Annotated in this window: 25 protein-coding genes and 1 pseudogene; 25 read left to right on the top strand and 1 reads right to left on the bottom strand. The window is 46.6% G+C overall.

All coding sequences use genetic code 11. The annotated features are described in order from the left end of the window. Positions 1 to 22 precede the first annotated feature (22 nt). The 8 genes from ACDZ28_RS16440 (at position 23) to ACDZ28_RS16405 (ending at position 7,640) form a co-directional block, all read left to right on the top strand. Positions 23 to 826 (top strand): abortive infection family protein, encoded by an 804-nt coding sequence (locus ACDZ28_RS16440; RefSeq protein WP_375105233.1) that lies wholly within the window; start codon positions 23 to 25, stop codon positions 824 to 826. Between the two features lie 65 nt (positions 827 to 891). Beyond that, positions 892 to 1,365: a PcfB family protein gene (locus tag ACDZ28_RS16435; protein WP_375105232.1), complete on the top strand. Its 474-nt coding sequence runs from the start codon at positions 892 to 894 to the stop codon at positions 1,363 to 1,365. Next, entirely contained in the window at positions 1,355 to 3,187 is a 1,833-nt protein-coding gene (locus tag ACDZ28_RS16430; protein ID WP_375105231.1) for a VirD4-like conjugal transfer protein, CD1115 family, read from the top strand. The genes ACDZ28_RS16435 and ACDZ28_RS16430 overlap by 11 nt, the downstream gene beginning before the upstream one ends. A gap of 88 nt (positions 3,188 to 3,275) precedes the next feature. Then, positions 3,276 to 3,488, top strand: coding sequence for a Maff2 family mobile element protein (locus ACDZ28_RS16425; protein WP_375105230.1), 213 nt, complete (start codon positions 3,276 to 3,278; stop codon positions 3,486 to 3,488). Between the two features lie 11 nt (positions 3,489 to 3,499). Next, positions 3,500 to 4,366 carry a VirB6/TrbL-like conjugal transfer protein, CD1112 family gene (locus ACDZ28_RS16420; RefSeq protein ID WP_375105229.1) on the top strand — a complete coding sequence of 289 codons (867 nt, stop codon included), beginning with the start codon at positions 3,500 to 3,502 and terminating at the stop codon, positions 4,364 to 4,366. 46 nt (positions 4,367 to 4,412) lie between these two features. Then, positions 4,413 to 4,880 carry a septation protein SpoVG family protein gene (locus ACDZ28_RS16415; RefSeq protein WP_375105228.1) on the top strand — a complete coding sequence of 156 codons (468 nt, stop codon included), beginning with the start codon at positions 4,413 to 4,415 and terminating at the stop codon, positions 4,878 to 4,880. A 50-nt stretch (positions 4,881 to 4,930) separates the two neighbouring features. Next, on the top strand, positions 4,931 to 5,326 hold the full coding sequence (locus ACDZ28_RS16410; RefSeq protein ID WP_375105227.1) for a PrgI family protein: 396 nt from the start codon (positions 4,931 to 4,933) through the stop codon (positions 5,324 to 5,326). Next, positions 5,274 to 7,640, top strand: a complete 2,367-nt coding sequence (locus ACDZ28_RS16405) for a VirB4-like conjugal transfer ATPase, CD1110 family (RefSeq protein ID WP_375105226.1) — start codon at positions 5,274 to 5,276, stop codon at positions 7,638 to 7,640. The genes ACDZ28_RS16410 and ACDZ28_RS16405 overlap by 53 nt, the downstream gene beginning before the upstream one ends. Before the next feature lie 130 nt (positions 7,641 to 7,770). Here the strand turns inward: ACDZ28_RS16405 and ACDZ28_RS16400 are convergent, their stop codons facing one another. After that, positions 7,771 to 8,106, bottom strand: coding sequence for a hypothetical protein (locus tag ACDZ28_RS16400; RefSeq protein WP_375105225.1), 336 nt, complete (start codon positions 8,104 to 8,106; stop codon positions 7,771 to 7,773). On the opposite strand from ACDZ28_RS16400, the pseudogene ACDZ28_RS16395 reads away from it, so the two are divergent. The 17 genes and pseudogenes from ACDZ28_RS16395 to ACDZ28_RS16315 form a co-directional block, all read left to right on the top strand. Beyond that, a pseudogene (locus tag ACDZ28_RS16395) lies at positions 8,095 to 8,715 on the top strand (CD1108 family mobile element protein); the annotation flags it as partial. The gene ACDZ28_RS16400 and the pseudogene ACDZ28_RS16395 overlap by 12 nt on opposite strands. 329 nt (positions 8,716 to 9,044) lie before the next feature. Continuing rightward, positions 9,045 to 9,431, top strand: coding sequence for a C40 family peptidase (locus tag ACDZ28_RS16390; RefSeq protein WP_375105224.1), 387 nt, complete (start codon positions 9,045 to 9,047; stop codon positions 9,429 to 9,431). A 22-nt stretch (positions 9,432 to 9,453) separates the two neighbouring features. After that, positions 9,454 to 9,723, top strand: a complete 270-nt coding sequence (locus ACDZ28_RS16385; protein WP_375105223.1) for a DUF4315 family protein — start codon at positions 9,454 to 9,456, stop codon at positions 9,721 to 9,723. Between the two features lie 119 nt (positions 9,724 to 9,842). Then, a complete protein-coding gene (locus ACDZ28_RS16380) occupies positions 9,843 to 10,376 on the top strand; it encodes a DUF4366 domain-containing protein (protein WP_375105222.1) in 534 nt (177 codons plus the stop codon). Between the two features lie 171 nt (positions 10,377 to 10,547). Next, entirely contained in the window at positions 10,548 to 10,724 is a 177-nt protein-coding gene (locus ACDZ28_RS16375; RefSeq protein WP_375105221.1) for a DUF4316 domain-containing protein, read from the top strand. After that, positions 10,721 to 11,071, top strand: coding sequence for a plasmid mobilization relaxosome protein MobC (locus ACDZ28_RS16370; RefSeq protein WP_375105220.1), 351 nt, complete (start codon positions 10,721 to 10,723; stop codon positions 11,069 to 11,071). Before ACDZ28_RS16375 ends, ACDZ28_RS16370 begins: the two co-directional genes overlap by 4 nt. Positions 11,072 to 11,212: 141 nt before the next feature. Next, positions 11,213 to 11,389 carry a CopG family transcriptional regulator gene (locus ACDZ28_RS16365; protein ID WP_375105219.1) on the top strand — a complete coding sequence of 59 codons (177 nt, stop codon included), beginning with the start codon at positions 11,213 to 11,215 and terminating at the stop codon, positions 11,387 to 11,389. Positions 11,390 to 11,526: 137 nt separating this feature from the next. Further along, a complete protein-coding gene (locus ACDZ28_RS16360) occupies positions 11,527 to 11,811 on the top strand; it encodes a DUF6809 family protein (RefSeq protein ID WP_375105218.1) in 285 nt (94 codons plus the stop codon). 203 nt (positions 11,812 to 12,014) lie between these two features. Further along, positions 12,015 to 12,314 (top strand): CD1845 family protein, encoded by a 300-nt coding sequence (locus tag ACDZ28_RS16355; protein ID WP_375105217.1) that lies wholly within the window; start codon positions 12,015 to 12,017, stop codon positions 12,312 to 12,314. A 71-nt stretch (positions 12,315 to 12,385) separates the two neighbouring features. Continuing rightward, positions 12,386 to 13,780: a relaxase/mobilization nuclease domain-containing protein gene (locus ACDZ28_RS16350; RefSeq protein ID WP_375105216.1), complete on the top strand. Its 1,395-nt coding sequence runs from the start codon at positions 12,386 to 12,388 to the stop codon at positions 13,778 to 13,780. A gap of 275 nt (positions 13,781 to 14,055) precedes the next feature. Further along, entirely contained in the window at positions 14,056 to 14,982 is a 927-nt protein-coding gene (locus ACDZ28_RS16345; protein ID WP_375105215.1) for an ABC transporter ATP-binding protein, read from the top strand. Beyond that, a complete protein-coding gene (locus tag ACDZ28_RS16340) occupies positions 14,979 to 15,914 on the top strand; it encodes an ABC transporter permease (RefSeq protein WP_127603669.1) in 936 nt (311 codons plus the stop codon). The genes ACDZ28_RS16345 and ACDZ28_RS16340 overlap by 4 nt, the downstream gene beginning before the upstream one ends. Before the next feature lie 72 nt (positions 15,915 to 15,986). Beyond that, entirely contained in the window at positions 15,987 to 16,703 is a 717-nt protein-coding gene (locus tag ACDZ28_RS16335; RefSeq protein WP_127603671.1) for a response regulator transcription factor, read from the top strand. Further along, on the top strand, positions 16,700 to 17,794 hold the full coding sequence (locus ACDZ28_RS16330) for a sensor histidine kinase KdpD (RefSeq protein ID WP_127603673.1): 1,095 nt from the start codon (positions 16,700 to 16,702) through the stop codon (positions 17,792 to 17,794). The genes ACDZ28_RS16335 and ACDZ28_RS16330 overlap by 4 nt, the downstream gene beginning before the upstream one ends. 565 nt (positions 17,795 to 18,359) lie before the next feature. After that, positions 18,360 to 18,785 carry an RNA polymerase sigma factor gene (locus tag ACDZ28_RS16325; protein WP_375105214.1) on the top strand — a complete coding sequence of 142 codons (426 nt, stop codon included), beginning with the start codon at positions 18,360 to 18,362 and terminating at the stop codon, positions 18,783 to 18,785. A gap of 443 nt (positions 18,786 to 19,228) precedes the next feature. Then, the gene (locus ACDZ28_RS16320; protein ID WP_375105213.1) at positions 19,229 to 19,429 is read left to right on the top strand and encodes a hypothetical protein; all 201 of its coding nucleotides are present in this window, start codon (positions 19,229 to 19,231) and stop codon (positions 19,427 to 19,429) included. A 142-nt stretch (positions 19,430 to 19,571) separates the two neighbouring features. After that, entirely contained in the window at positions 19,572 to 19,835 is a 264-nt protein-coding gene (locus tag ACDZ28_RS16315) for a DUF6870 family protein (protein WP_375105212.1), read from the top strand. Positions 19,836 to 19,887: the final 52 nt, after the last annotated feature.

Below are 19,887 nucleotides of genomic sequence, written 5' to 3'. Positions count from 1 at the left end.
TGCATAGCACGGAGGGTTAGGGATGGCTCTGTTAAGCTATTTAGAAAAAGACTGCATAAATCAATTATTTAACCAGGGTGGTTATGTGTTGCATTTTTCCACACCAGAGTTTGACAGATTTACTTTTGCTAGTGTTGGAATACCGCTGTGCGAGCATTATCAACTGTCGAAAGGAAAATCATTAAATGCATTTATTGACGGTGGAGATAATATTTCAGTAGCAAAATTACTTGAAGATTTACTCAATTATTATGCTGCAAAGTATGAAGATAAAGTAAAAGATAACCAGCAGGCTGTTGATGTTTGTTGGGAAGCTGTGAGGAAACTTTATGATGGTAAGGCCTTTTCCCAAATAGCAAAGCAATCAGAAAGGTTAATTGATGTTTTTAATTCCGAATATATTGCGAAGCAAATACGACAAATGAATGAAGCTATTGAGAAACATCCAACTGATGCTATTGGCAAAGCAAAAGAGCTTTTAGAATCCTGTTGCCATACCATACTATCTGGAAAAAATGTTTCAATAAACAAAGATTGGACAGTTCAACAACTCGTAAAAAATACATGCAAGGAGTTGAAACTCACTCCCGAGGATATCCCCGAAACGGCTAAAGCTAGTGATATTATTAAACAGATTTTGGGGAATCTATCGGCTGTATCTGCTGGTATGGCTGAATTAAGAAACGCTTACGGCACTGGACATGGGAAAGTCTCAACTTATAAAGGATTATCACCTCGTCATGCCCGACTTGCTGTTGGGGCAGCAACTACTGCCGTGTTTTTTTTATGGGAAACATATGAAGAACAAAAACCACCTATTTTATGAGATGTGAGTAAACCCGCCTCCTACTGGCGGGCTTATTTATGTCTAAACTAAGGCGGTGATTTAAATTGCAGGAAGAAGTGGAACAGCGCACCATTGCCCTGTCCGTTAATACTTCAAAATTAACAGGTCGGACACTGGCAAGAGTTTTACAGAGTGCGCTTCAGCAGATTCAAAAAGAAATTCAAAAGAAGCAAACCCCACAAGGTAGGCAGAGTGTGAAAAAGCTGATGCACCACGGCGTTGCCACAAACAGTCTCGATCTGTCCGGCAATACTCGCTTGTTTGACCGCGTAGCTCGGAGATATCATGTGGATTATGCCTTCCACCAAACCGCGCCAAACAAGTATTTACTATTCTTTAAGTCGGGACAGGCAGATGCGATTACAGCTTGCTTTGCTGAATATACCAAGCGTGTGCTGAACCAGGACAAGAGCAAGCAGCCTTCTATTCTAAAGCAGCTTCAAGCTTTTGCCCAAAAGGAGCTTTCCAAACCGCATCAGAAAGAGCGCAAACGAGAGGCGGTGCGGAATGAACGCTAACACCCGTAAACAGCTTGTTTTGAGCATCCCCTACCTATTTATTCTGTGGATGGGTTTGAAGTTTGGAACAGCCTACCGCCTTGCAACAGGTTCCGTGTTTGGCGAAAAGCTCATGGGCATGATGAAAACGATAGGCCCGGCGTTTGAATCCTTCGCGCCGGACTTTGTGTTGTCCGATTGGCTTGTTGGGCTTGCCGCGGCTATCCTTATCCGTGTAACGGTGTGGCATAAAGAGAAGAAAGCAAAGAAATTCCGAAGAGACTTGGAATATGGCTCTGCCCGCTGGGGAACGCCAAAGGATATCAAGCCTTTTATTGATTCCAGATTCAGCAACAACGTTATTTTGACGGGAACCGAATTTCTGACCATGAACACTCGCCCGGCCAATCCCGCCAACGCGCGAAACCTGAACTGCTGTGTCATTGGTTCTTCCGGTTCCGGTAAAACCCGGTTCTGGCTGACCCCGCAGCTTTTACAGGCTCATTCTTCCTACGTGGTGGTTGACCCCAAAGGCAGTATCTTGGGGCAAGTCGGCGCATTTTTGCAAAAGCAGGGCTACAAAATCAAGGTTTTCAACAGTGTCGATTTTTCAAAGTCCATGCATTATAACCCGCTGGCTTACATTAAGACGGAAAATGACATTTTGAAATTCGTCCATGCCCTGATTGAAAACACCAAGGGCGACGGCAAGGAAGGTGATCCCTTTTGGACAAAAGCGGAAACCCTGCTCTACTGCGCTTTAATTGGCTACATCGTCTTTGAAGGCCCGGAGGAAGAACGGAATCTCAATACCTTGGTAGATATGCTGAACAGCATGGAAACACGCGAAGATGATGAGGAATTTAAGAATGCTGTGGATTATATGTTTTTGGGGCTGGAGAAGCGAAGCCCGCAGCACTTCGCGGTGCGGCAGTACAAGAAATATAAGCTGGCAAGTGGCAAAACCTCCAAAAGCATTCTCATTTCCTGTGGGGCCAGATTGGCCCCTTTTGATATTGAGCAGCTTCGGGAAATGATGAGCTATGACGAAATGGAGCTTGACCGTATGGGCGACAAAAAAACCGCTACTTTTTTTATCATCAGTGACACGAACACGACCTATAACTTTATCGTCGCCCTGGCCTTTTCACAGATGTTCAATCTTTTATGTGAGCGGGCCGACAACAAATACGGCGGCAGACTGCCCCATCATGTAAGGGTACTGTGGGACGAAGCGGCCAATACCGGGCAGGTGCCGCAACTGGAAAAGCTGGTGGCCGTCATTCGCTCCCGCGAAGTTTCCCTGTGCCTGTTTTTACAAGCGCAGAGCCAGCTAAAAGCGCTCTATAAAGATCACGCTGAAACCATTATGGGAAATATGGACAGCGTTATTTTTCTTGGGGGCCGCGAGCATAGCACCATTAAAGAGCTTTCAGAGATTTTGGGGAAAGAAACGATTTCCATGCAAACGGAAAGCCGGACACGGGGCCAGTCGGAGAGCTATGGACAGAACATGCAACGGTTGGGCAAAGAGCTTATGACCATGGATGAACTGACGACGATGCCGGGTGACAAGTGTATTTTACAGCTTCGCGGCTTGCGTCCCTTTCTATCCCCTAAATATGATTTGATGAAGCATCCCAATTACAAGTTTACGGCGGAAGCGAACAAGCGGAATACGTTTGACCCGGCAAGGCTTGTCAACCGCCGTATGAAAAAGCTCCATCCCCATGAGCCATATACCGTTTACGAAGTAGACACTGACGAGGATTTAGCCACTATCGACGAGAACGAGGACATTCTCAACTATGACGATGTGGACGACCCCGAAGCACTTGCTTGACCTCGGGCCAACTTGTCCCGACCTACCCAACGCCAGCAATGGCGCCTTTTTTATGCCAAAAAACTTAAATTGATGGAGGTTATGAAAGATGGGATTTTTTTCGAGTGCTGTTGATACGCTGCAAACCCTTGTTGTTGCGCTGGGCGCGGGTCTTGCCGTTTGGGGCGTAATCAACCTGTTAGAAGGTTACGGGTCTGACAATCCAGGTGCAAAATCGCAAGGCGTGAAGCAGCTTATGGCAGGCGGCGGTGTGATCCTCTTGGGAACCACTCTGGTTCCGATGCTGTCGAGCCTGTTTTAAGGTAAGACGATATGGACTTTCTGTCGGAATGGATTAACGATTGGCTAAAAGACCTGCTGGTAGATGGCATCATGGGCAATTTAAGCGATCTATTCGAGAGTGTGAACGGCCAGATTGGAGAGATTGCCACGCAGGTTGGTACCACGCCGGGGAACTGGAACCCCGGCGTGTTCTCCCTCATCCGGCAGCTTTCCGAAACGGTTGTGTTGCCCATTGCGGGTCTTGTCCTGACCTTTGTCATGTGCTATGAGCTGATTCAAATGCTGATTGACCGGAACAACCTGCACGACATTGACACATGGATTTTTTTCAAATGGATCTTCAAAACCTTTGTGGCGGTACTGCTGCTTTCCAACACCTTCAATATCGTAATGGCCGTTTTCGAGGTATCCCAAAGCGTCATAAACAGCGCTGGAGGACTCATTGCCGGAGAAACAGCCGTAAGCCCCGGTATGCTGGAGAGCTTGGAGGCGGAGCTTATCGAGATGGAAGTCGGTCCCCTGCTTGGTCTTTGGATGCAATCCTTCCTGATAAAAATTGTAGTCGTAGCCATCAACATTGTCGTTTTCGTCATTGTGTACGGACGTATGATTGAAATTTATTTACTGACCAGTTTGGCACCTGTACCCATGGCTACGATGGTCAATCGGGAAATCGGTAGCATGGGTCAGAACTATTTGAAAACCTTATGCGCCATTGCATTCCAAGGATTATTGATACTGGTATGCGTGGCGATTTACGCCAAGCTGATGCAAAGTATCGCCATCGGCGGCGACCCTATAGCGGCCATATGGACCGTCATTGGCTATTCGGTGCTACTGTGCTTCACCATGTTCAAAACAGGCACGCTTGCAAAATCCATCTTTGGCGCGCATTAAGCACTTCGGGCCAACTTGGCTCGAAGGTAGAAAGGAGCCGGTTAGGATGAGTAAACCAAAAACAACGGTTTCACCGGAATCGGAACAAGCACATTTACCGATGAAGCTGGATGTTACCGCCAGGGTGATTCCACCCACGGGAAACCTTGTCGGTTTTGCCAGTCTGAAAATTAATGACAGCTTTGTGATTGATGATTTTAAGATTTTGAAAAGCGATAAAGGGCTGTTTGTTGGGATGCCAAGCAAACCGGATAAGTCCAGCGCGACCGGATACCGGGATACCTCGCGTCCCATCACCAAGGCATTTCGTGAGGTACTGACCAAGGCGGTAATTACCGCCTATCATGCGGAACGGGAAAGATTGCAGAGCCGAGCCGCTTCCGTAGGTTCTGCTGAAAAGGAATCCATTCCCAAACAACTTGCAGAGGGTGCCAAACAGGCGGCAAAGGAAAAATCCATACGGTCCCGGTCTACTCCCGCAAAAGCCAGTAATGTGAAAAATGCAGAACGATAATGGACTTCGGGTCAAGTTGGCCCGCATGAAGTAAAGGAGGATGAACCCAGTTGGCCTATGTAAACGTGCCGAATGATTTATCTAAAATCAAAACGAAAATCGCATTCAACTTAACCAAACGCCAGCTTATCTGTTTCGGGATTGCGGCGATTATCGGGATTCCAAGCTATCTTTTTACCCGCGCTGCCATCGGCAATACCGGGTCTATGCTCTTGATGATTGCCTTGATGCTTCCTTGCTTTTTCTTTGCCATGTACGAACGTGACGGGCTACCCTTTGAAAAGGTCTTACGGAACATCATTCGTTCCAAGTTCCTGTGGCCCCGCACAAGACCCTATCGGACCCAAAACTTCTATGCGTACTTGAACCATGCGGGAAAGGAGGTTCAGCGACATGGAAAAACAAACCAAACACCTTCGCATTCCCGCAACAAGCAAAAAGCGTAAACGGCGCGGACCGCAATCCGCACAGCAAACCATTCCGTATCGGGAAATGTTCCGCGACGGCATTTGCAAGGTGCGCGAGGGGTACTATTCCAAGACACTTTCTTACGAGGACATTAATTATGCCGTGGCCTCTTCGGAAGCGCAAAACGCCATTTTTGATGGATACTGTGCGTTCCTCAATTACTTTGATAGCTCGCTTTCGTTGCAATTATCTTTTGTTAACCATCGCTCCCGCCCGGAAAACCGTTACCGTATAAACATACCGGCTCAGGAGGATCATTTTAACAGTATCCGCGGTGAGTTTACAACGATGCTGGAAGGCCAGATTGCCCGAAGCAATAACGGCATTGTGCGCTCCAAATACTTGACGTTTGGCATCCAAGCGAACGGGATCGGAGCCGCACGCCCTCGCTTGGAACGTATCGAAACCGATATTGTGGGCAATTTCAAAAAGCTAGGCGTGCAATCGGCTGGCTTGGATGGACGGGAACGTTTGGAGGTCATGCACGGTCAACTACATCCGGCAAGCCAAGAACCCTTTGGCTTTGGATGGGAGTTAATCCCGAAAACAGGCCTGGGAACGAAAGACTTTATCGCGCCGACTTCCTTTGATTTTCGGCAAAGCCGCGCTTTTCGAGTGGGCACCACATGGGGCGCGGCGATGTATATGCAGATTATGGCTTCCGAGCTTTCCGACAAGCTTCTTGCGGAGCTTTTGGAAGTGGATGCGGAAATGACCATCACCCTGCATATTCAGACAGTAGACCAAGCCAGAGCGGTAAAGATGGTCAAGGCCAAGATGAGCGACATTGATCGCATGAAAATGGACGAGCAGAAAAAAGCAGCGCGGTCCGGTTATGACATTGACATTCTTCCACCCGACTTGCAAACATACAGCAAGGATGCGGCGGCTCTGCTTGCCGATCTGCAAAGCCGCAATGAAAGGATGTTCCTGTTAACCTTTCTGGTGGTGAATACCGCACCGACCCGCCAGCAACTTGAGAACGACATATTCACCGTTTCGGGCATTACGCAGAAATATAACTGTTTTTTGAAACGGCTGGATTTTCAGCAGGAACAAGGCTTCATGTCTTCGCTTCCGCTTGGCTATAACAGCATTGAGATACAGCGGGGTATGACAACCTCCAGCACCGCTATTTTTGTGCCATTCATGACGCAGGAGCTTCGTATGGACGGGCAAGCCTTGTACTACGGCATGAATGCTCTTTCCCACAATATTATTATGGCAGACCGCAAAAAGCTGAAATCGGCCAACGGTCTTTACTTGGGTTCAACAGGCAGCGGCAAAAGCTTCGCTGCCAAGCGTGAGCTTATCAACGTGTTTCTTGCCACAAAGGACAGAATCATTATTGTAGACCCGATGGGCGAATACGCCCCGCTGGTCAAGCGGCTTGGCGGTGAGGTGATTGATATTTCGCCGGAAAGCCCCCACCACATCAATCCAATGGACTTAAAACTGAATTTAACGGGAGAAGACAGTCCGCTTTCCATGAAGGCGGATTTTTTAATGTCTCTTTGTGAACTCATCATTGGCGGCAAGGAAGGCTTGCAACCTATTGAAAAAACGGTCATTGACCGTTGCGTCCGCTTGGTGTACCGAGAACTTGCGCTGGGCATGGAGGACGGGAAAATGCCCCTCCTGCAAGACCTGTATGAAGCCTTGTGTCAGCAGCCGGAGCCGGAAGCCAAACGGATTGCAACTGCGCTGGAGCTTTACTGTACAGGTTCGCTTAACATGTTCAATCATGCAACCAACGTGCAGACCCACTCCCGAATTACCTGTATCGTACTGAAAAACATGGGCGAAAACCTGCGGAAAATCGCCATGCACATCACCAACGAGCTGGTCACGCAAGCGGTAGACGAAAACTTTTCACAGCGTCTTGCGACTTGGTGCTACTATGACGAGTTTCATATTCTGTTGCAGGATAGCTTAAGTGCGAGTTACTTTGTGCGGGTTTGGAAAATGCTGCGTAAAAAAGGCTGTGTACCCTCGGCTTTGACGCAAAACGTCAAGGACCTTTTGGCAAGTCGGGAAATTGAAAACATTTTGGAAAACAGCGATTTTATGATTCTGCTGTCACAAGCGCAAGGGGATCGGGCCATACTCGCCAAGCAGCTTGGCATTTCCGAGCATCAGCTATCCTATATCGCCCACAGCAATGCCGGGGAGGGTTTATTGTTCTTCGGCCATACAACGATTCCGTTTGTTGACCGTTTCCCGCGCGGCGAGATTTACAATTTGCTCACCACCCGCCCGGAGGATGTTAAAAAGGAGTCGCAACATGGATAATCGTGAGAACGAATCATCGATGGATCGCGAGCAGCTTGAACAGGAGCAACAGGGGACGACTTCGGGCCAGGTTGGCTTGAAGTCGGAGAAGCTTCGCCAAGAAAGCAAAGCGACACGGCCTTCCGAGCGTTTACGGCGTGATAACGCCCCTTCTTCTGACGCGGATGTCGGGAATACGCCGCGGACTCGCAAGGCCGTTAAAAAGGCCGCACAGAGCGGCAAACGCATGGAAAAGAGCAACGACAAGTTGAACAGCGCCCGCGAAAAAGCGAATGCCCAAAAGCCGGAGAAGAAGCCCGGCGCCATCAAGTCGGCCGGGCGGGTTGCTCATGATGAGACATGGCGCTATGTGCATGGCAAGCTTCATCAGGTGGAACGGGAAAATGTCGGGATAGAAGCCGCTCATAAAGCCGAGCTTGCCGGGGAACGTCTTGTTCAAAAAACTACCCGCACGATGAAACGCCATATGCGCACCCGCCCATATCGACAAGTGCGTAAGTGGGAACGGAAAAACTTGAGGTCAAAAGCCGAGCAAAGCTATCGCCAGCTTATTCAGGATCATCCGCATTTGCGGAGCAATCCCGTTTCCCGGCTCTGGCAAAAACAACGGTTGAAAAGGCAGATTCGTAAGCAAACACGTGAAGCAGTTAAACACGGGAAACAGACGGTCAAATTTACCGAAAGACTGACTCGATTGGTTACGGTTTTTGTGAAACGAAATCCGAAGCTACTGCTAATTGGACTCACGCTGTTCTTGCTGATTATGATACTGCAATCCTGTATGGCGGGAATGGCATCCATCGGAAATGGTCTGATTAGCGCGGTTAGCGGCACTTCCTACGGTTCGTCTGATGCGGATATTGAAGCGGTGGAAGCCAGCTACACGACACTGGAAAAGGAATTGCGTGAACGACTGGCGCGGATCGAGATCGACTATCCCCATGTGGAAGAGTATCGCTATGCGGTAGATGAAATTGGGCATGATCCGTTTGAGCTGACCTCCTACTTGACGGCCAAATACGGTAGCTACACATCCTCACAGGTTCAGGCTGAATTACAAGCCTTGTTCGAGCAGCAGTATCGCCTGACTATCACGGAAATCGTGGAGGTACGTTACCGCACGGAAACCCGGACAGATACGTGGACGGAAACGGACCCGGAAACCGGAGAAGTTACGACACATTCCGACAGCTACACGGTGGAGGTTCCCTATGACTATCCCATTCTTCATGTATCCTTACGGAATCACTCATTGGGTGTGGTGGCACTCGCTAATCTGGATGCCCAGCAGCAAGAGCGGTATGCCATTTACCAAAGAACCAAAGGTAACCGCCCTCATCTGTTTGCAGGAAATATCTACGCCCATGACGGCAATACACCGATTACGATGTACCACCCGAAGCATTGGCTGACCCGGAGTTTGCCGCTCTCATTGCGGAAGCGGAGAAATATTTGGGCTACCCTTATGTATGGGGCGGTTCCACCCCGGCAACTTCCTTTGATTGTTCGGGCTTTATCAGCTATGTGTTTAATCAGTCCGGTGTGTACCCGATGGGCCGGACTACCGCGCAGGGCATTTTTAATAAGAGCAAAACGATTGCACTATCGGAAGCCCAGCCCGGCGATCTCATTTTCTTCACCGGAACCTATGACAGTGCCGGACCTGTGTCGCATTTAGGCATCTATGTAGGTGGAAATATGATGCTGCACAGTGCCAGCGGCGGCGTACAATACGCCCGGACGGACAGCAGCTATTGGTCCAACCATTTTTACGCCATGGGCCGACTCTAATCGGATAACAAGGAGGATACCATTGAGTACAAAAATTGAACGTGTGAACCGAGATATTGAAAAAATCAAAAGTAAAATCAGCGAGCTTCAAACCAAGCTGAAGGAGTTGGAACGGCAAAAAACGGAGCTTGAAAATCTGGCAATCGTGGATGCGGTGCGCGGTGTAGACATTTCCCTCAACGATCTTGCTGATTTGTTAAAAGCCATGAAAACAGGTGCTGCTACTTCGGGCCAACTTGGCTCGAAGTCCGTAGTACCCACCGATACCCCAAAGGAGGATTCACAAGAATGAATACACTTCGCAGGTTGGCGGCGCTATGCGCCGTTTTTTTGTTGGCCTTATCTTTTAGTACCCTTGTCCATGCGGGAGGCGGCGACGAAAGCCCGCAGTCGCTTGCAGAGACAGAAACCATGCCAGAAGTAGGTCCCAATCCCTTCACATCTGCCGGAACGGGGACGGTCATAGACAACGCCACCAACGAGGATGAAAAAGAGTTTTATACGATTACGACCCCGAATGAGCATGTCTTTTACTTGGTGATTGACAAACAACGTGAACAGGACAATGTATATTTTTTGAATGCTGTCACGGAGAAAGACTTGCTGGCGCTGGCGGAGAAGTCCGGCGATGCTGCTGACTCGGAAAATCCGCTCTCTACTCCGCAGCCAGAACCGACACCCGATGTAACGCTAGAGCCAATCCCCGAACCGGAGCCGGCACCAAAGAGCAATACCGGGATGCTTCTTCTAGTTCTGGCCGTTATCGTTATTGGCGGTGGAGCTGGCTATTACTTTAAAATTTATCGCCCAAAGCAGGAACAGGCCGATTATGCCGATCAGGACTATGACGAGTATGAAGAAGAGCCATATCCCATTCCGGAAGAGGAAACCCCATCATGGGAAACCGATGATGAGAATCTGGAGCGAGAGGATGAGGACAAGTGAACTTTACAGACAGCCCATTTGAGAGAATGATGAAGCAAAAACCGCGGCGTCCTCCCCGCTTGGCTTCGGCACATAAGCTTCCAAAATCCTGCCAGCCGGAACGGGAACACTCACATAAAGGAGAAACATCGGGCCAACTTGGCCCGGTGTCGTCAAAAGGAGGTAGCTTGGGTGAGAAAGAATAACGATTTTAGAAATGTTGATATCCCGTTAACCACTGATGGGAGGGAAGTTCTTCCCGGCACTGTCTCCCCGCCTGTACCGCAGACACGCGAAAAGGAAAGGCCGAAAGACCAAGTAAAGGAACCTCCAGCCAAACGCAGAAGTCTGGAGCGTGAGGAACGATGAGCCGCCCCAAACGCAGGCGCGGTGTACCTCTGTACGTTTGGGTCAATGACGAAGAATATGCCGCGATTAAGGAGCGTATGGAACAAGCCGGAACAGAAAACTTAAGTGGTTACATTCGCAAAATGGCACTTAATGGCTATGTATTAAATGTTGACCTTGCCCCCGTTCGGGAACTGGTTTCCTTGCAACGCAGATGTGCCAATAATCTGAATCAGGTTGCGATTCTAGTAAATACCTACGGGGCTTTGTACCAATCTGATATCACGGCTTTACAAAAAGATTACGTCAAACTTTGGGGCCGTGTTTCCGATATTCTTCAACAGCTTACAGCCGTCGTGGAGCATTAAAGCAATGGGGAGGAGCGTTGGCATAATGCCTTCGCTCCTCACTTTTTTGTATACACAAGCACTTTTATACGAATCGACACAATTGACTTCCCTGTAGCCACATTTCTATACTCAAGATGGACACAACAAGGAGGTGTAGCCATGTCGTCCAAAAAGAAAGAGCATCCGTCTGCTCTTCCTAAAAGCAAAGTCATTCGCGCACGGGTGGATCACGTTACGATAGGCAAACTGAATGCCTGCACAAGTAAACTGGATACCACTCGCTCGAATATCATTCGCCAAGGAATTGAACAGATTTATGATGCTTTGCACAATTGAAGAAGGAAGTAGCTTATCCCCGAACGAGACGGCTACTTCCTATCCCGCAATCGCTTGAAAAAGCAGACTGCATAAATATCCTACCATGTGCGGAATCCGCATTCAAGCGCTGTGATGATATGATGGGAGGAAAAAACATGAAATCCATTATTGAAGCACTCTATCACGGACAGCTTCGACCTGATGAGAGAATTGTACCAAGCCACCCCGAATATCGCGCTCTAAGTCGTAAGGTAGCTGAGCAATCTCAAGAATGGCAGGCAAGATTAGGACAAGAGACCTTTCGTGAACTGGATGCGTTTTTTGATCTTACTGAAAAAGTAGACAGCATTTATATTGAAGCGGTTTTCATTCATGGATTCAAGCTTGGAGCGAACATGATGATTGAGATCATGGGTTCTCGTGAAGATTTAACCAAATAGTCTCCCATGCAAAAAACATACTCACATATAATAAATTACCATACAGCACTGCTAAGTAGCAGCATAAGAATAGCCTATCCCCCAGAACTCCGGGCCAATTTGTCCTGAAGTTCTGGGAGATTTAGCCGTAAACGACAACATTGTTGACTGCTATAACAGATGGTAAAATATTGGTAAAGGCTCAGATTGAAAGGAGAATGTACATGAGGTGGGTTAGGTTCTTATTCAAAATTATCGCTGCGCCGCTTGTTGTCCTGCTAACGATTGTAACCCCTATTTTTTCCTTTATCTTCTGCTATGCTGTAGTTCTATTAAAATTTGCTTCCATGATAGGCGTTCTTATTAGCATCGTTCTCCTGATAATCGGTGAGACACTCGGGTTCGCCGTATTCCTTTTCGTTTCCTATCTTATTTCCCCATTCGGCATTCCAATCATAGCAGAATGGTTAATTGACAAGATGGACAGATTAAACAGCTCGCTTCGCTTTTTTATCACCAATTAAAAATCGCTTTTAAGTCTGCTTAACAACCTCGTCCCTATTGGGTCGAGGTTGTTTTTGAAAGGAGATTTTCCATGGCAACCACTCGTATCATGAGTCGTCATATTGGAAGCGGTAAGACCATTATGAAAACCTTAAAGGACAGCTTTGATTACGGAAAAAATCCAAACAAGACCATGAACGGTGATTTGATTATGGCCTATGAATGCGACCCAGCTACTGCTGACGCCGAATTCTTGCTCTCTAAAGCCAAGTATAAGGCGATCACAGGCCGACAGCAGAAGCAGGATGTGCTGTATTACCAGATACGTCAATCGTTCCCTCCCGGTGAAATAGATGCGGAAACTGCGCTTAAAATTGGCAATGAACTGGCTATGCGCTGGACAAAAGGACAGCACGCTTTCTTCGTTGTTTCTCATGTTGACCGTCCCCATCCTCATTGCCATATTTACTACAACTCAACCTCCCTGGACTGTACGCGAAAGTTCCGAGACTTTATAGGTTCCGCTCGTGCCGTTCGTCGGCTTTCTGACCGTATTTGCTTAGAGCATGGATTATCTATTATTACGAATCCAAAGCTCCCCAGCAAAGGGGAATTCAAGCATTATGGCGAGTGGCTTGGGCATCGTAAACCGATAACTTTCAAAGACAAACTAAAGGCGCAGATTGATGTTTGTCTTGCAGAGAAACCACCCGATATGGATGCTTTTTTACAAGCCATGTCGTCCGCTGGCTATGAGGTCAAGCATGGCCGCGGAGATACGATTAGCTTTCGTGCAGAGGGACAGCAGCGTTTTACACGGCTTAGGGCTTCTACGCTTGGCAAAGGCTACGGTCAAGAGGATATACGGGAAATTATAGAGAGTAAATCTACTCAAATGAAAGGAAGAAAAGTTAATTTAATTGTGGATATTGAATCTCGCATGAGAGCCGGGAAAGGCCCGGCCTTTGAACGCTGGGCCAAAATATTTAATCTCAAGCAGATGGCAGCAGCCCTACAATACTTGCAGGAAAACGAATTGACGGAATATGAGCATCTTGCGCAAAAGAGTGGTGAGCTAACGGAGCGTTTCCATGCCTTGTCTGACCAAATAAAAAATACGGAAGCAGCCGTGCGGGTTAATATCGAACTACAAGCAGCCATGGTTCATTATGCTAAAACAAGACCTATTTTTGAAGGATATAAGTCCGTCAAATACAGCCGGAAATATCTTGCAGAGCATGGGGCCGAACTTGCCACTTATCGGGCGGCGCAAGATACTTTTCGACGCTTATTGTCAGGGAAGAAGTTGCCTAAAATGAATGCGCTCAAAGCAGAATGTCGGGAGCTTATTGCAACGAAAAAGGACGCTTATAAGGAATATCGAATGGTCCGAAAGAATATGCAAGAAGTTGTGACTGCTAAGGCTAATATTGACCAACTCTTAGGGTTGACCGACGCGCAGAAAAATAAGGAAATGGAGCGTTAGCGACATGACGCAACTTGAGGTGCGAAGCACTTGGCTTCGGGCCAAAGTGGCCCGAAGTTGCAGGGTTTGGGGAAGGCACTCCCCAACAAGCAAAGAGGCAAGTGTCAATACACTTGCCCTGCTTGCCGATTAACGCTTACCCCCACTACTACTCGCTCTTTTGCAAAGTTTGTGGCATGTTTGTTTCCCGTTTACCTTCCGTTTACTTTCACTTTTTATAATTTATTTGAAATCGCTGGAAATGTATTTTAAGCCCATGGAAAGGAAATGAATTTATGAATCAGACACCGGTAGTACAGATTCAACACGCAATGAAAAGAATCGGAAAAAGAACGATTGTTAACGACCTGTCATTCGATATTCAAGCCGGAGAGGTATTTGGTTTCTTAGGCCCCAATGGAGCAGGAAAAACAACGACCATTCGCATGATGGTAGGACTTATCAAGATCAGTCAGGGCGATATTCTCATTAAAGGACACAGTATCAGCAAAGATTTCAACAAGGCGATTCGGAATGTAGGAGCTATTGTTGAGAATCCGGATTTGTACAAATATTTGACAGGGTATCAAAATTTAAAACATTATGCTCGAATGGTTCCCGGCGTCACCAAGGCCCGTATTGAAGAAATTGTAGGAATCGTTGGGCTAAGGGACAGGATTCACGACAAAGTGAAAACCTATTCCCTTGGCATGAGGCAACGACTAGGGATTGCTCAAGCCCTTCTACACCGCCCATCCCTTCTTATTCTGGATGAGCCGACCAACGGTCTTGATCCCGCAGGGATTCACGAATTGCGCAACTACTTGAAAAGACTTGCTCATGAAGAAAGCGTTGCTGTTTTCGTTTCAAGCCACTTGCTTTCCGAAATGGAATTGATGTGTGACCGAGTGGGTGTTCTGCAAAATGGAAAGCTGGTCCGTATTCAAAGCATACAAGACTTCGTCCATGACGGTGGAAGTTCTCTCGTATGTGTCACTGTTGAATCTTCTCAAGTGGAACAAGCAAAAAGGCTGATAGCAACTTTAAACAAGGAAATCCTGCCGATAAGACAGCCGGGGCAGTTATTGATTCCGTTGAACAAAGATGAAATACCAACCGTCAATAAGCTCCTCATGCAAGCGGGCATTCAAATATACAGCATTCAAGTGCAAGAGCAGACCTTAGAAGATAAATTTTTGGAGTTAACGGAGGAGAGAAAATGATCGGATTGGTTGCCAATGAAAGCATGAAAATATACAGCCGAAAATTGACATGGATTCTTCTATTATTGCTGTTTGCCATCACGATAGGTTCCTCTATCTTAGGTACAATCAACAACACGAACGCAACAGATTGGCGGGCTGAAACCACACAACTTGTCCATCAGTATGAAGATCGCTTGAAAATCACGGAGCTATCTCCAACGTTGCGTACCGATGCTGAAAACAAGTTGAAGATCGCGAAATATCGCTTAGAAAACGACTTCCCTGCACCCTCTAATAATCCGTGGTCGGCTTTGCTCACTTTTTCCGGCTTAATCGAAATGGTTATCGTGTTTGCAATCGTCATCGCTGCGGATATAGTAGCCGGGGAATATACAGCCGGAACGATGAAACTTTTACTGATCCGCCCGCATAACCGCGCTAAAATTTTGTTTTCTAAATATATCGCTGTGTCTCTGTTTGCAATCGTTATGCTGGCGCTTTTGGCTGTATGCGGTTATGCCACGAACGCTTTGTTTTATGGATTGGGCGACATACACACGACAGATTTATTTTTGAACCAGCAGGGACAAGTTGTACAGCTAAATGTTTTGATGCAGGGCATAAAAATGTACGGTTTAAGCCTTTTCCCGATCATGAGTTACGTCACCCTCGCTTTTGCAATATCGACGGTTTTGCGGAACAGTGCTTTGGCGATCGGAATCTCGCTGTTTATTATGATCGTAGGTAATTCCATGATTGAGGCGACTGCAAAAATGGAATGGTTGAAATACCTTCCTTTTGCTAACAGCGACATGAGCCTGTACATTTTCCATCTTCCGGCCAGACCCGAAATGACGCTGAACTTTTCCATCACAGTATTACTTGTATATATCGTTGCCCTGATACTTCTAAGCTGGAACGTATTCAAAAAACGCGACGTATCGATATAGTGGTCATGTTATAAAATTCGTTGGATAATAGAAAAATAGAGATGACCCTGCCAAAGAAAGGAGGAAGGAAGGTTGCGCTCACAAAAAATACTCATCATTGATGACGAACCTGGCATTGTCAAGATGCTGGAGACTATCCTACGTAAAGAAGGTTATGCTGCCATCAGTTGCGCCTTTACGGGGCAGGAAGCCATGGAAAAAATAAGCCATCATTCATACGACCTGATTGTATTGGATGTCATGTTACCCGATACGGATGGATTCCAACTGTGTCAAAAAATCCGGCGGCATACCGCCGTCCCTATCCTGTTTCTTACTGCCCGTTCAAGTGATTTGGATAAATTGACCGGACTCGGGATTGGAGGGGATGACTATATTACGAAACCCTTTAATCCCTTGGAAGTTGCCGCGCGTATTCATGTACAGTTCCGAAGGTTGGAACAATATCAAGCTACAGAGCAGACAACTGAGCTTTATCGTTTCGGTTCTATCGTCATCGATAAAAAGGCCGCTCAATTATGGGTGGATGGAAAAGAAGTTTCTTGTCCGGCTAAAGAATTTGAGCTTCTTCTGTTCTTGGCTGACCACCCTAATCAGATATTTACCGCAGGGCAATTGTACGAGCGAGTATGGGGCTATGACAGCATCGGAGACGAAAAGACGGTTGCCATTCATATTATGCGTCTGCGCAAAAAAATCGAGCAAGACGTAAAACAACCCACTCTAATCGTTACGCTAAGAGGGATTGGCTACAAGTTTGTCCCTTCCAATCAGGGTGATTTGATATGAAGGTAAATTTTTCAAATGGTAAGTTGGTCGTTCGTTTTACATTGAATTTTATAGTACATCAGATCCTGCTGTTCTTGACCGTCTCGTTGCCGGCGGCTTTCTATATTGTCGTGCTAAAGCAACCGGAAAAACTCTTTTTCGTTAACCTGACTACCTGGATCATTATAACGGCTTACTTTCTGTATTGTTTGTTTTATGGTTATTATGTTGCGCGGCCGATGGCTGATATTTTAATAAAAATAAAAAAGTTATCATGTGGGGAGTATTTAATTCTTGACAGGAAAAGGCGCTTTTTCTCCCTCTCAAGTCGTCTTTACAGGGAGGTCTACGCCAATCTTGAGTCTCTCTCCTTGACCTTACAGCAAAATGAACGTAAACGGCAAGAGTTCGAACAGTTGAGACAGGATTGGGCCTCGGGCGTCACCCATGATTTGAAGACTCCTTTGTCTTATATTTCTGGTTATACGGACATGCTTTTATCGGATGAACATGAATGGAGCAATGACGAGAAAAAAGAGTTTTTGCAATTGATTCGGGATAAGTCCACCTATATGGAAGAACTTATCAATGACCTTGGAATTGCTTTTCAGATGGACCAGTCTACTGGTTTTAAGTTTTCCTCACAAAGAATCGAGTTGGTGGAGTTAATTCGTAGAACGGTTGCAGAAGCAGCGAATATGCCTCTGGATAAGGCAAATCACTTTGAAATATTGGGTGGGGAAGAACCCCTTTATGTAATGGGGGATGCGAGGTTGCTAAAAAGAGCCTTTTCAAACTTATTAGTAAATGCAGTTGTTCATAATCCAGCGGGTACATCCATTATTGTGCATATACAAGATAACTCACATGTCCAATTACAGGTCACAGACAATGGAAAAGGAATGGATGAACAAAGCATCGCCGGTCTGTTTGACAGGTACTATCGGGGGACTTCAACGGATACTCCTACAGCCAGCACCGGATTAGGGATGGCGATTGTGAAGCAGATCATCACCGCACATCAAGGAACCATCGATGTCAAAAGTAAAGTAGGTCATGGCACTTCGGTTACTGTTCAATTGCCTCACAGTCAAAATTCAGGAAAAAACTAAACGTTGTGACCAACCTATTTTAAGGGGGTTCTAATATCTTTGAGAGCTTTTATCCAAAAACAAAAGCCGTTATTTCGGTAAAAACCTAACATGTTGAATCGTGGAATGGCGGCTTGCAAGAGTCAAGTCGTCACTTTCTCAAATAAGGAATAGAGAGGGTATATTTTTTATGCCCTTTTTGGACCTTCCAGTGGCGGCATGCGATTGGAGGGTTCTTTATGTTCCACAATCTACTTCATTCCATTAAATGTGAAAGGCCGTCACCCGATCGTGACGATCCGATATAGTAGAAGTTTTCCTACTACATGATTTCAAAAAAGAACCGGAATTTACGGTCGCTAAGTGCGGCCATTTTTTATTCGACACCTTTCGAGGATTTTTCCTAGAAGGTGTTTTTTTATACCCTTTTACGACTATTTGTGAGCTTTATCAACAAGTTTTATCGGACATGCCTTGTTGCTACATCGGGCCTACTTGGCCCGATGTGTTACTTCGTCCCCGTTGTCGCTCCCCTCCACTTCCGTTCGATTTTTTCTCCCAAAAAAATCGAACGGAGGAACCTCATATGGCAAAGATCAATCTGCGAGATTACTACCCGTTTTGCAATCATGACATTTTTCTTGATATTCCTGATGAAGTTGCAACAGTCCTGCTGGAAGCTGAACGTCAGGAAGAAGCCTATCGGCGGCGCATGTACCGTCACAAGGCGCACTATTCTCTTGACCGTAACGATGGAATCGAGCATGATATTTGCTTCGCCTCCCTGTCCCCTTTCGAGGTTTATGAACACAAAATAACAGCCCAACAGTTGAATGTTGCTATCAGCGCTTTGCCGGACAAGCAAAGCAAACGAATTTACGCCCATTACGTACTTGGCATTAGCAAATCCGAGATCGCGCGGGCTGAGAGAGTTTCGGAAAAAAACATCCGCAAGTCGATCAGCCAAGGACTTCGGAACTTGGAAATTCTTTTGAAAAACTTTTATGAATGAGGGTCGGTTTTGCCCTGAAAATGTCACGGTTATTGGAAGGAAATTTTTCTTCCACTAATGATCTTTGACAACTGCATACCGATGACCCGGATACGTTTTATGTATGGAGAAGCCAAGCCGCAAGGGAGCGCCATAACTTTTCAGCGATTTATCGCTTGAAAACGAGCGAGAATACCATCTACGGCAAGTAGACTGTGGTAGGTCTGCCGGGCGACGATCCCATACATGAGATAATGATACTTACGGTTTGAACGCTTCACAGCATTGACCGTCGCGCCATCAGCATGGGGCGGGGTGAAATTCCCATGAGGGCGGTTGCCGCCGCCTGTCCGGGTTATCTTTTTATCTGAACTACAGGAGGACGTGCCGGGCTTTTCTGTCCAATAACAGCCCAATACTTCCCGGCACGGTACCTCCCCTATTTTGACATGAGGAGAATCGAAATGGCGAAAAATACGATTTTCGCAGGAATGCTTCCTGATCAATGGAGCAATAATGCCTGCCGCGGGTATGTTATTTGGGCGATGGAAAACTGCGGTTTCGACTCTGATGATATTCAGCGCGTGGTGATGGAATTACATGACATTTTTGATTTCAAATCCACGCAGGAAGCAGACGAGCATTACCGAAACAGTCCTTATTAACTTCGGGCCAATTTGTCCCGAAGTATGCGGACAGTTGAACAGCCATCCCTTCTACTGACAATGGGGTGGCTGCTTCTGTTTCCTCACAGGACAAACGGGGAAATGCATATATTGCATCATGCACATCAAGGAGGGCATGATCATGATTACTACCGCATTGATTGATTATTTTATGAGCGTAGATATGGAAACCGTAGATACGGAAAAACTGGCCGATATCAGTACGCTTGAATTTGATAATTCTCTCCCGATAGAAAAACGGCCTGCTTATGTTTTGGAAAAACTGAAAAATCCGTTGTGTTTCCGTTGTGGCGAAGTGGGTGTAAAGCTTGAATTTGACGATGCTGCACCGCCGATTCAAGAGGTACTCACGAACTTTATGATACGCAAGAAAAGTGGCTTATAATGCGGCTTTGTGCCCTCGACAACATGGTTCGCATTACGCCCAAATGGTATAA

It is taken from the genome of Paenibacillus sp. RS8 (assembly GCF_041956825.1).
Taxonomy (GTDB): domain Bacteria; phylum Bacillota; class Bacilli; order Paenibacillales; family Paenibacillaceae; genus Paenibacillus_AQ.
This window is presented reverse-complemented; position numbering and strand designations above follow the sequence as displayed.

Bases quoted from the DNA above. Each gene is read 5' to 3' on its own strand.
- ACDZ28_RS16405 (WP_375105226.1), top strand. From the start codon at position 5,274: ATGGAAAAACAAACCAAACACCTTCGCATTCCCGCAACAAGCAAAAAG.
- ACDZ28_RS16420 (WP_375105229.1), top strand. From the start codon at position 3,500: ATGGACTTTCTGTCGGAATGGATTAACGATTGGCTAAAAGACCTGCTG.
- ACDZ28_RS16425 (WP_375105230.1), top strand. From the start codon at position 3,276: ATGGGATTTTTTTCGAGTGCTGTTGATACGCTGCAAACCCTTGTTGTT.
- ACDZ28_RS16360 (WP_375105218.1), top strand. From the start codon at position 11,527: ATGAAATCCATTATTGAAGCACTCTATCACGGACAGCTTCGACCTGAT.
- ACDZ28_RS16380 (WP_375105222.1), top strand. From the start codon at position 9,843: ATGCCAGAAGTAGGTCCCAATCCCTTCACATCTGCCGGAACGGGGACG.
- ACDZ28_RS16320 (WP_375105213.1), top strand. From the start codon at position 19,229: ATGGCGAAAAATACGATTTTCGCAGGAATGCTTCCTGATCAATGGAGC.
- ACDZ28_RS16315 (WP_375105212.1), top strand. From the start codon at position 19,572: ATGATTACTACCGCATTGATTGATTATTTTATGAGCGTAGATATGGAA.
- ACDZ28_RS16370 (WP_375105220.1), top strand. From the start codon at position 10,721: ATGAGCCGCCCCAAACGCAGGCGCGGTGTACCTCTGTACGTTTGGGTC.
- ACDZ28_RS16440 (WP_375105233.1), top strand. From the start codon at position 23: ATGGCTCTGTTAAGCTATTTAGAAAAAGACTGCATAAATCAATTATTT.
- ACDZ28_RS16345 (WP_375105215.1), top strand. From the start codon at position 14,056: ATGAATCAGACACCGGTAGTACAGATTCAACACGCAATGAAAAGAATC.
- ACDZ28_RS16340 (WP_127603669.1), top strand. From the start codon at position 14,979: ATGATCGGATTGGTTGCCAATGAAAGCATGAAAATATACAGCCGAAAA.
- ACDZ28_RS16415 (WP_375105228.1), top strand. From the start codon at position 4,413: ATGAGTAAACCAAAAACAACGGTTTCACCGGAATCGGAACAAGCACAT.
- ACDZ28_RS16400 (WP_375105225.1), bottom strand. From the start codon at position 8,106: ATGGCGTTTCATCGTGCGGGTAGTTTTTTGAACAAGACGTTCCCCGGC.
- ACDZ28_RS16365 (WP_375105219.1), top strand. From the start codon at position 11,213: ATGTCGTCCAAAAAGAAAGAGCATCCGTCTGCTCTTCCTAAAAGCAAA.
- ACDZ28_RS16330 (WP_127603673.1), top strand. From the start codon at position 16,700: ATGAAGGTAAATTTTTCAAATGGTAAGTTGGTCGTTCGTTTTACATTG.
- ACDZ28_RS16355 (WP_375105217.1), top strand. From the start codon at position 12,015: ATGAGGTGGGTTAGGTTCTTATTCAAAATTATCGCTGCGCCGCTTGTT.
- ACDZ28_RS16350 (WP_375105216.1), top strand. From the start codon at position 12,386: ATGGCAACCACTCGTATCATGAGTCGTCATATTGGAAGCGGTAAGACC.
- ACDZ28_RS16325 (WP_375105214.1), top strand. From the start codon at position 18,360: ATGGCAAAGATCAATCTGCGAGATTACTACCCGTTTTGCAATCATGAC.
- ACDZ28_RS16430 (WP_375105231.1), top strand. From the start codon at position 1,355: ATGAACGCTAACACCCGTAAACAGCTTGTTTTGAGCATCCCCTACCTA.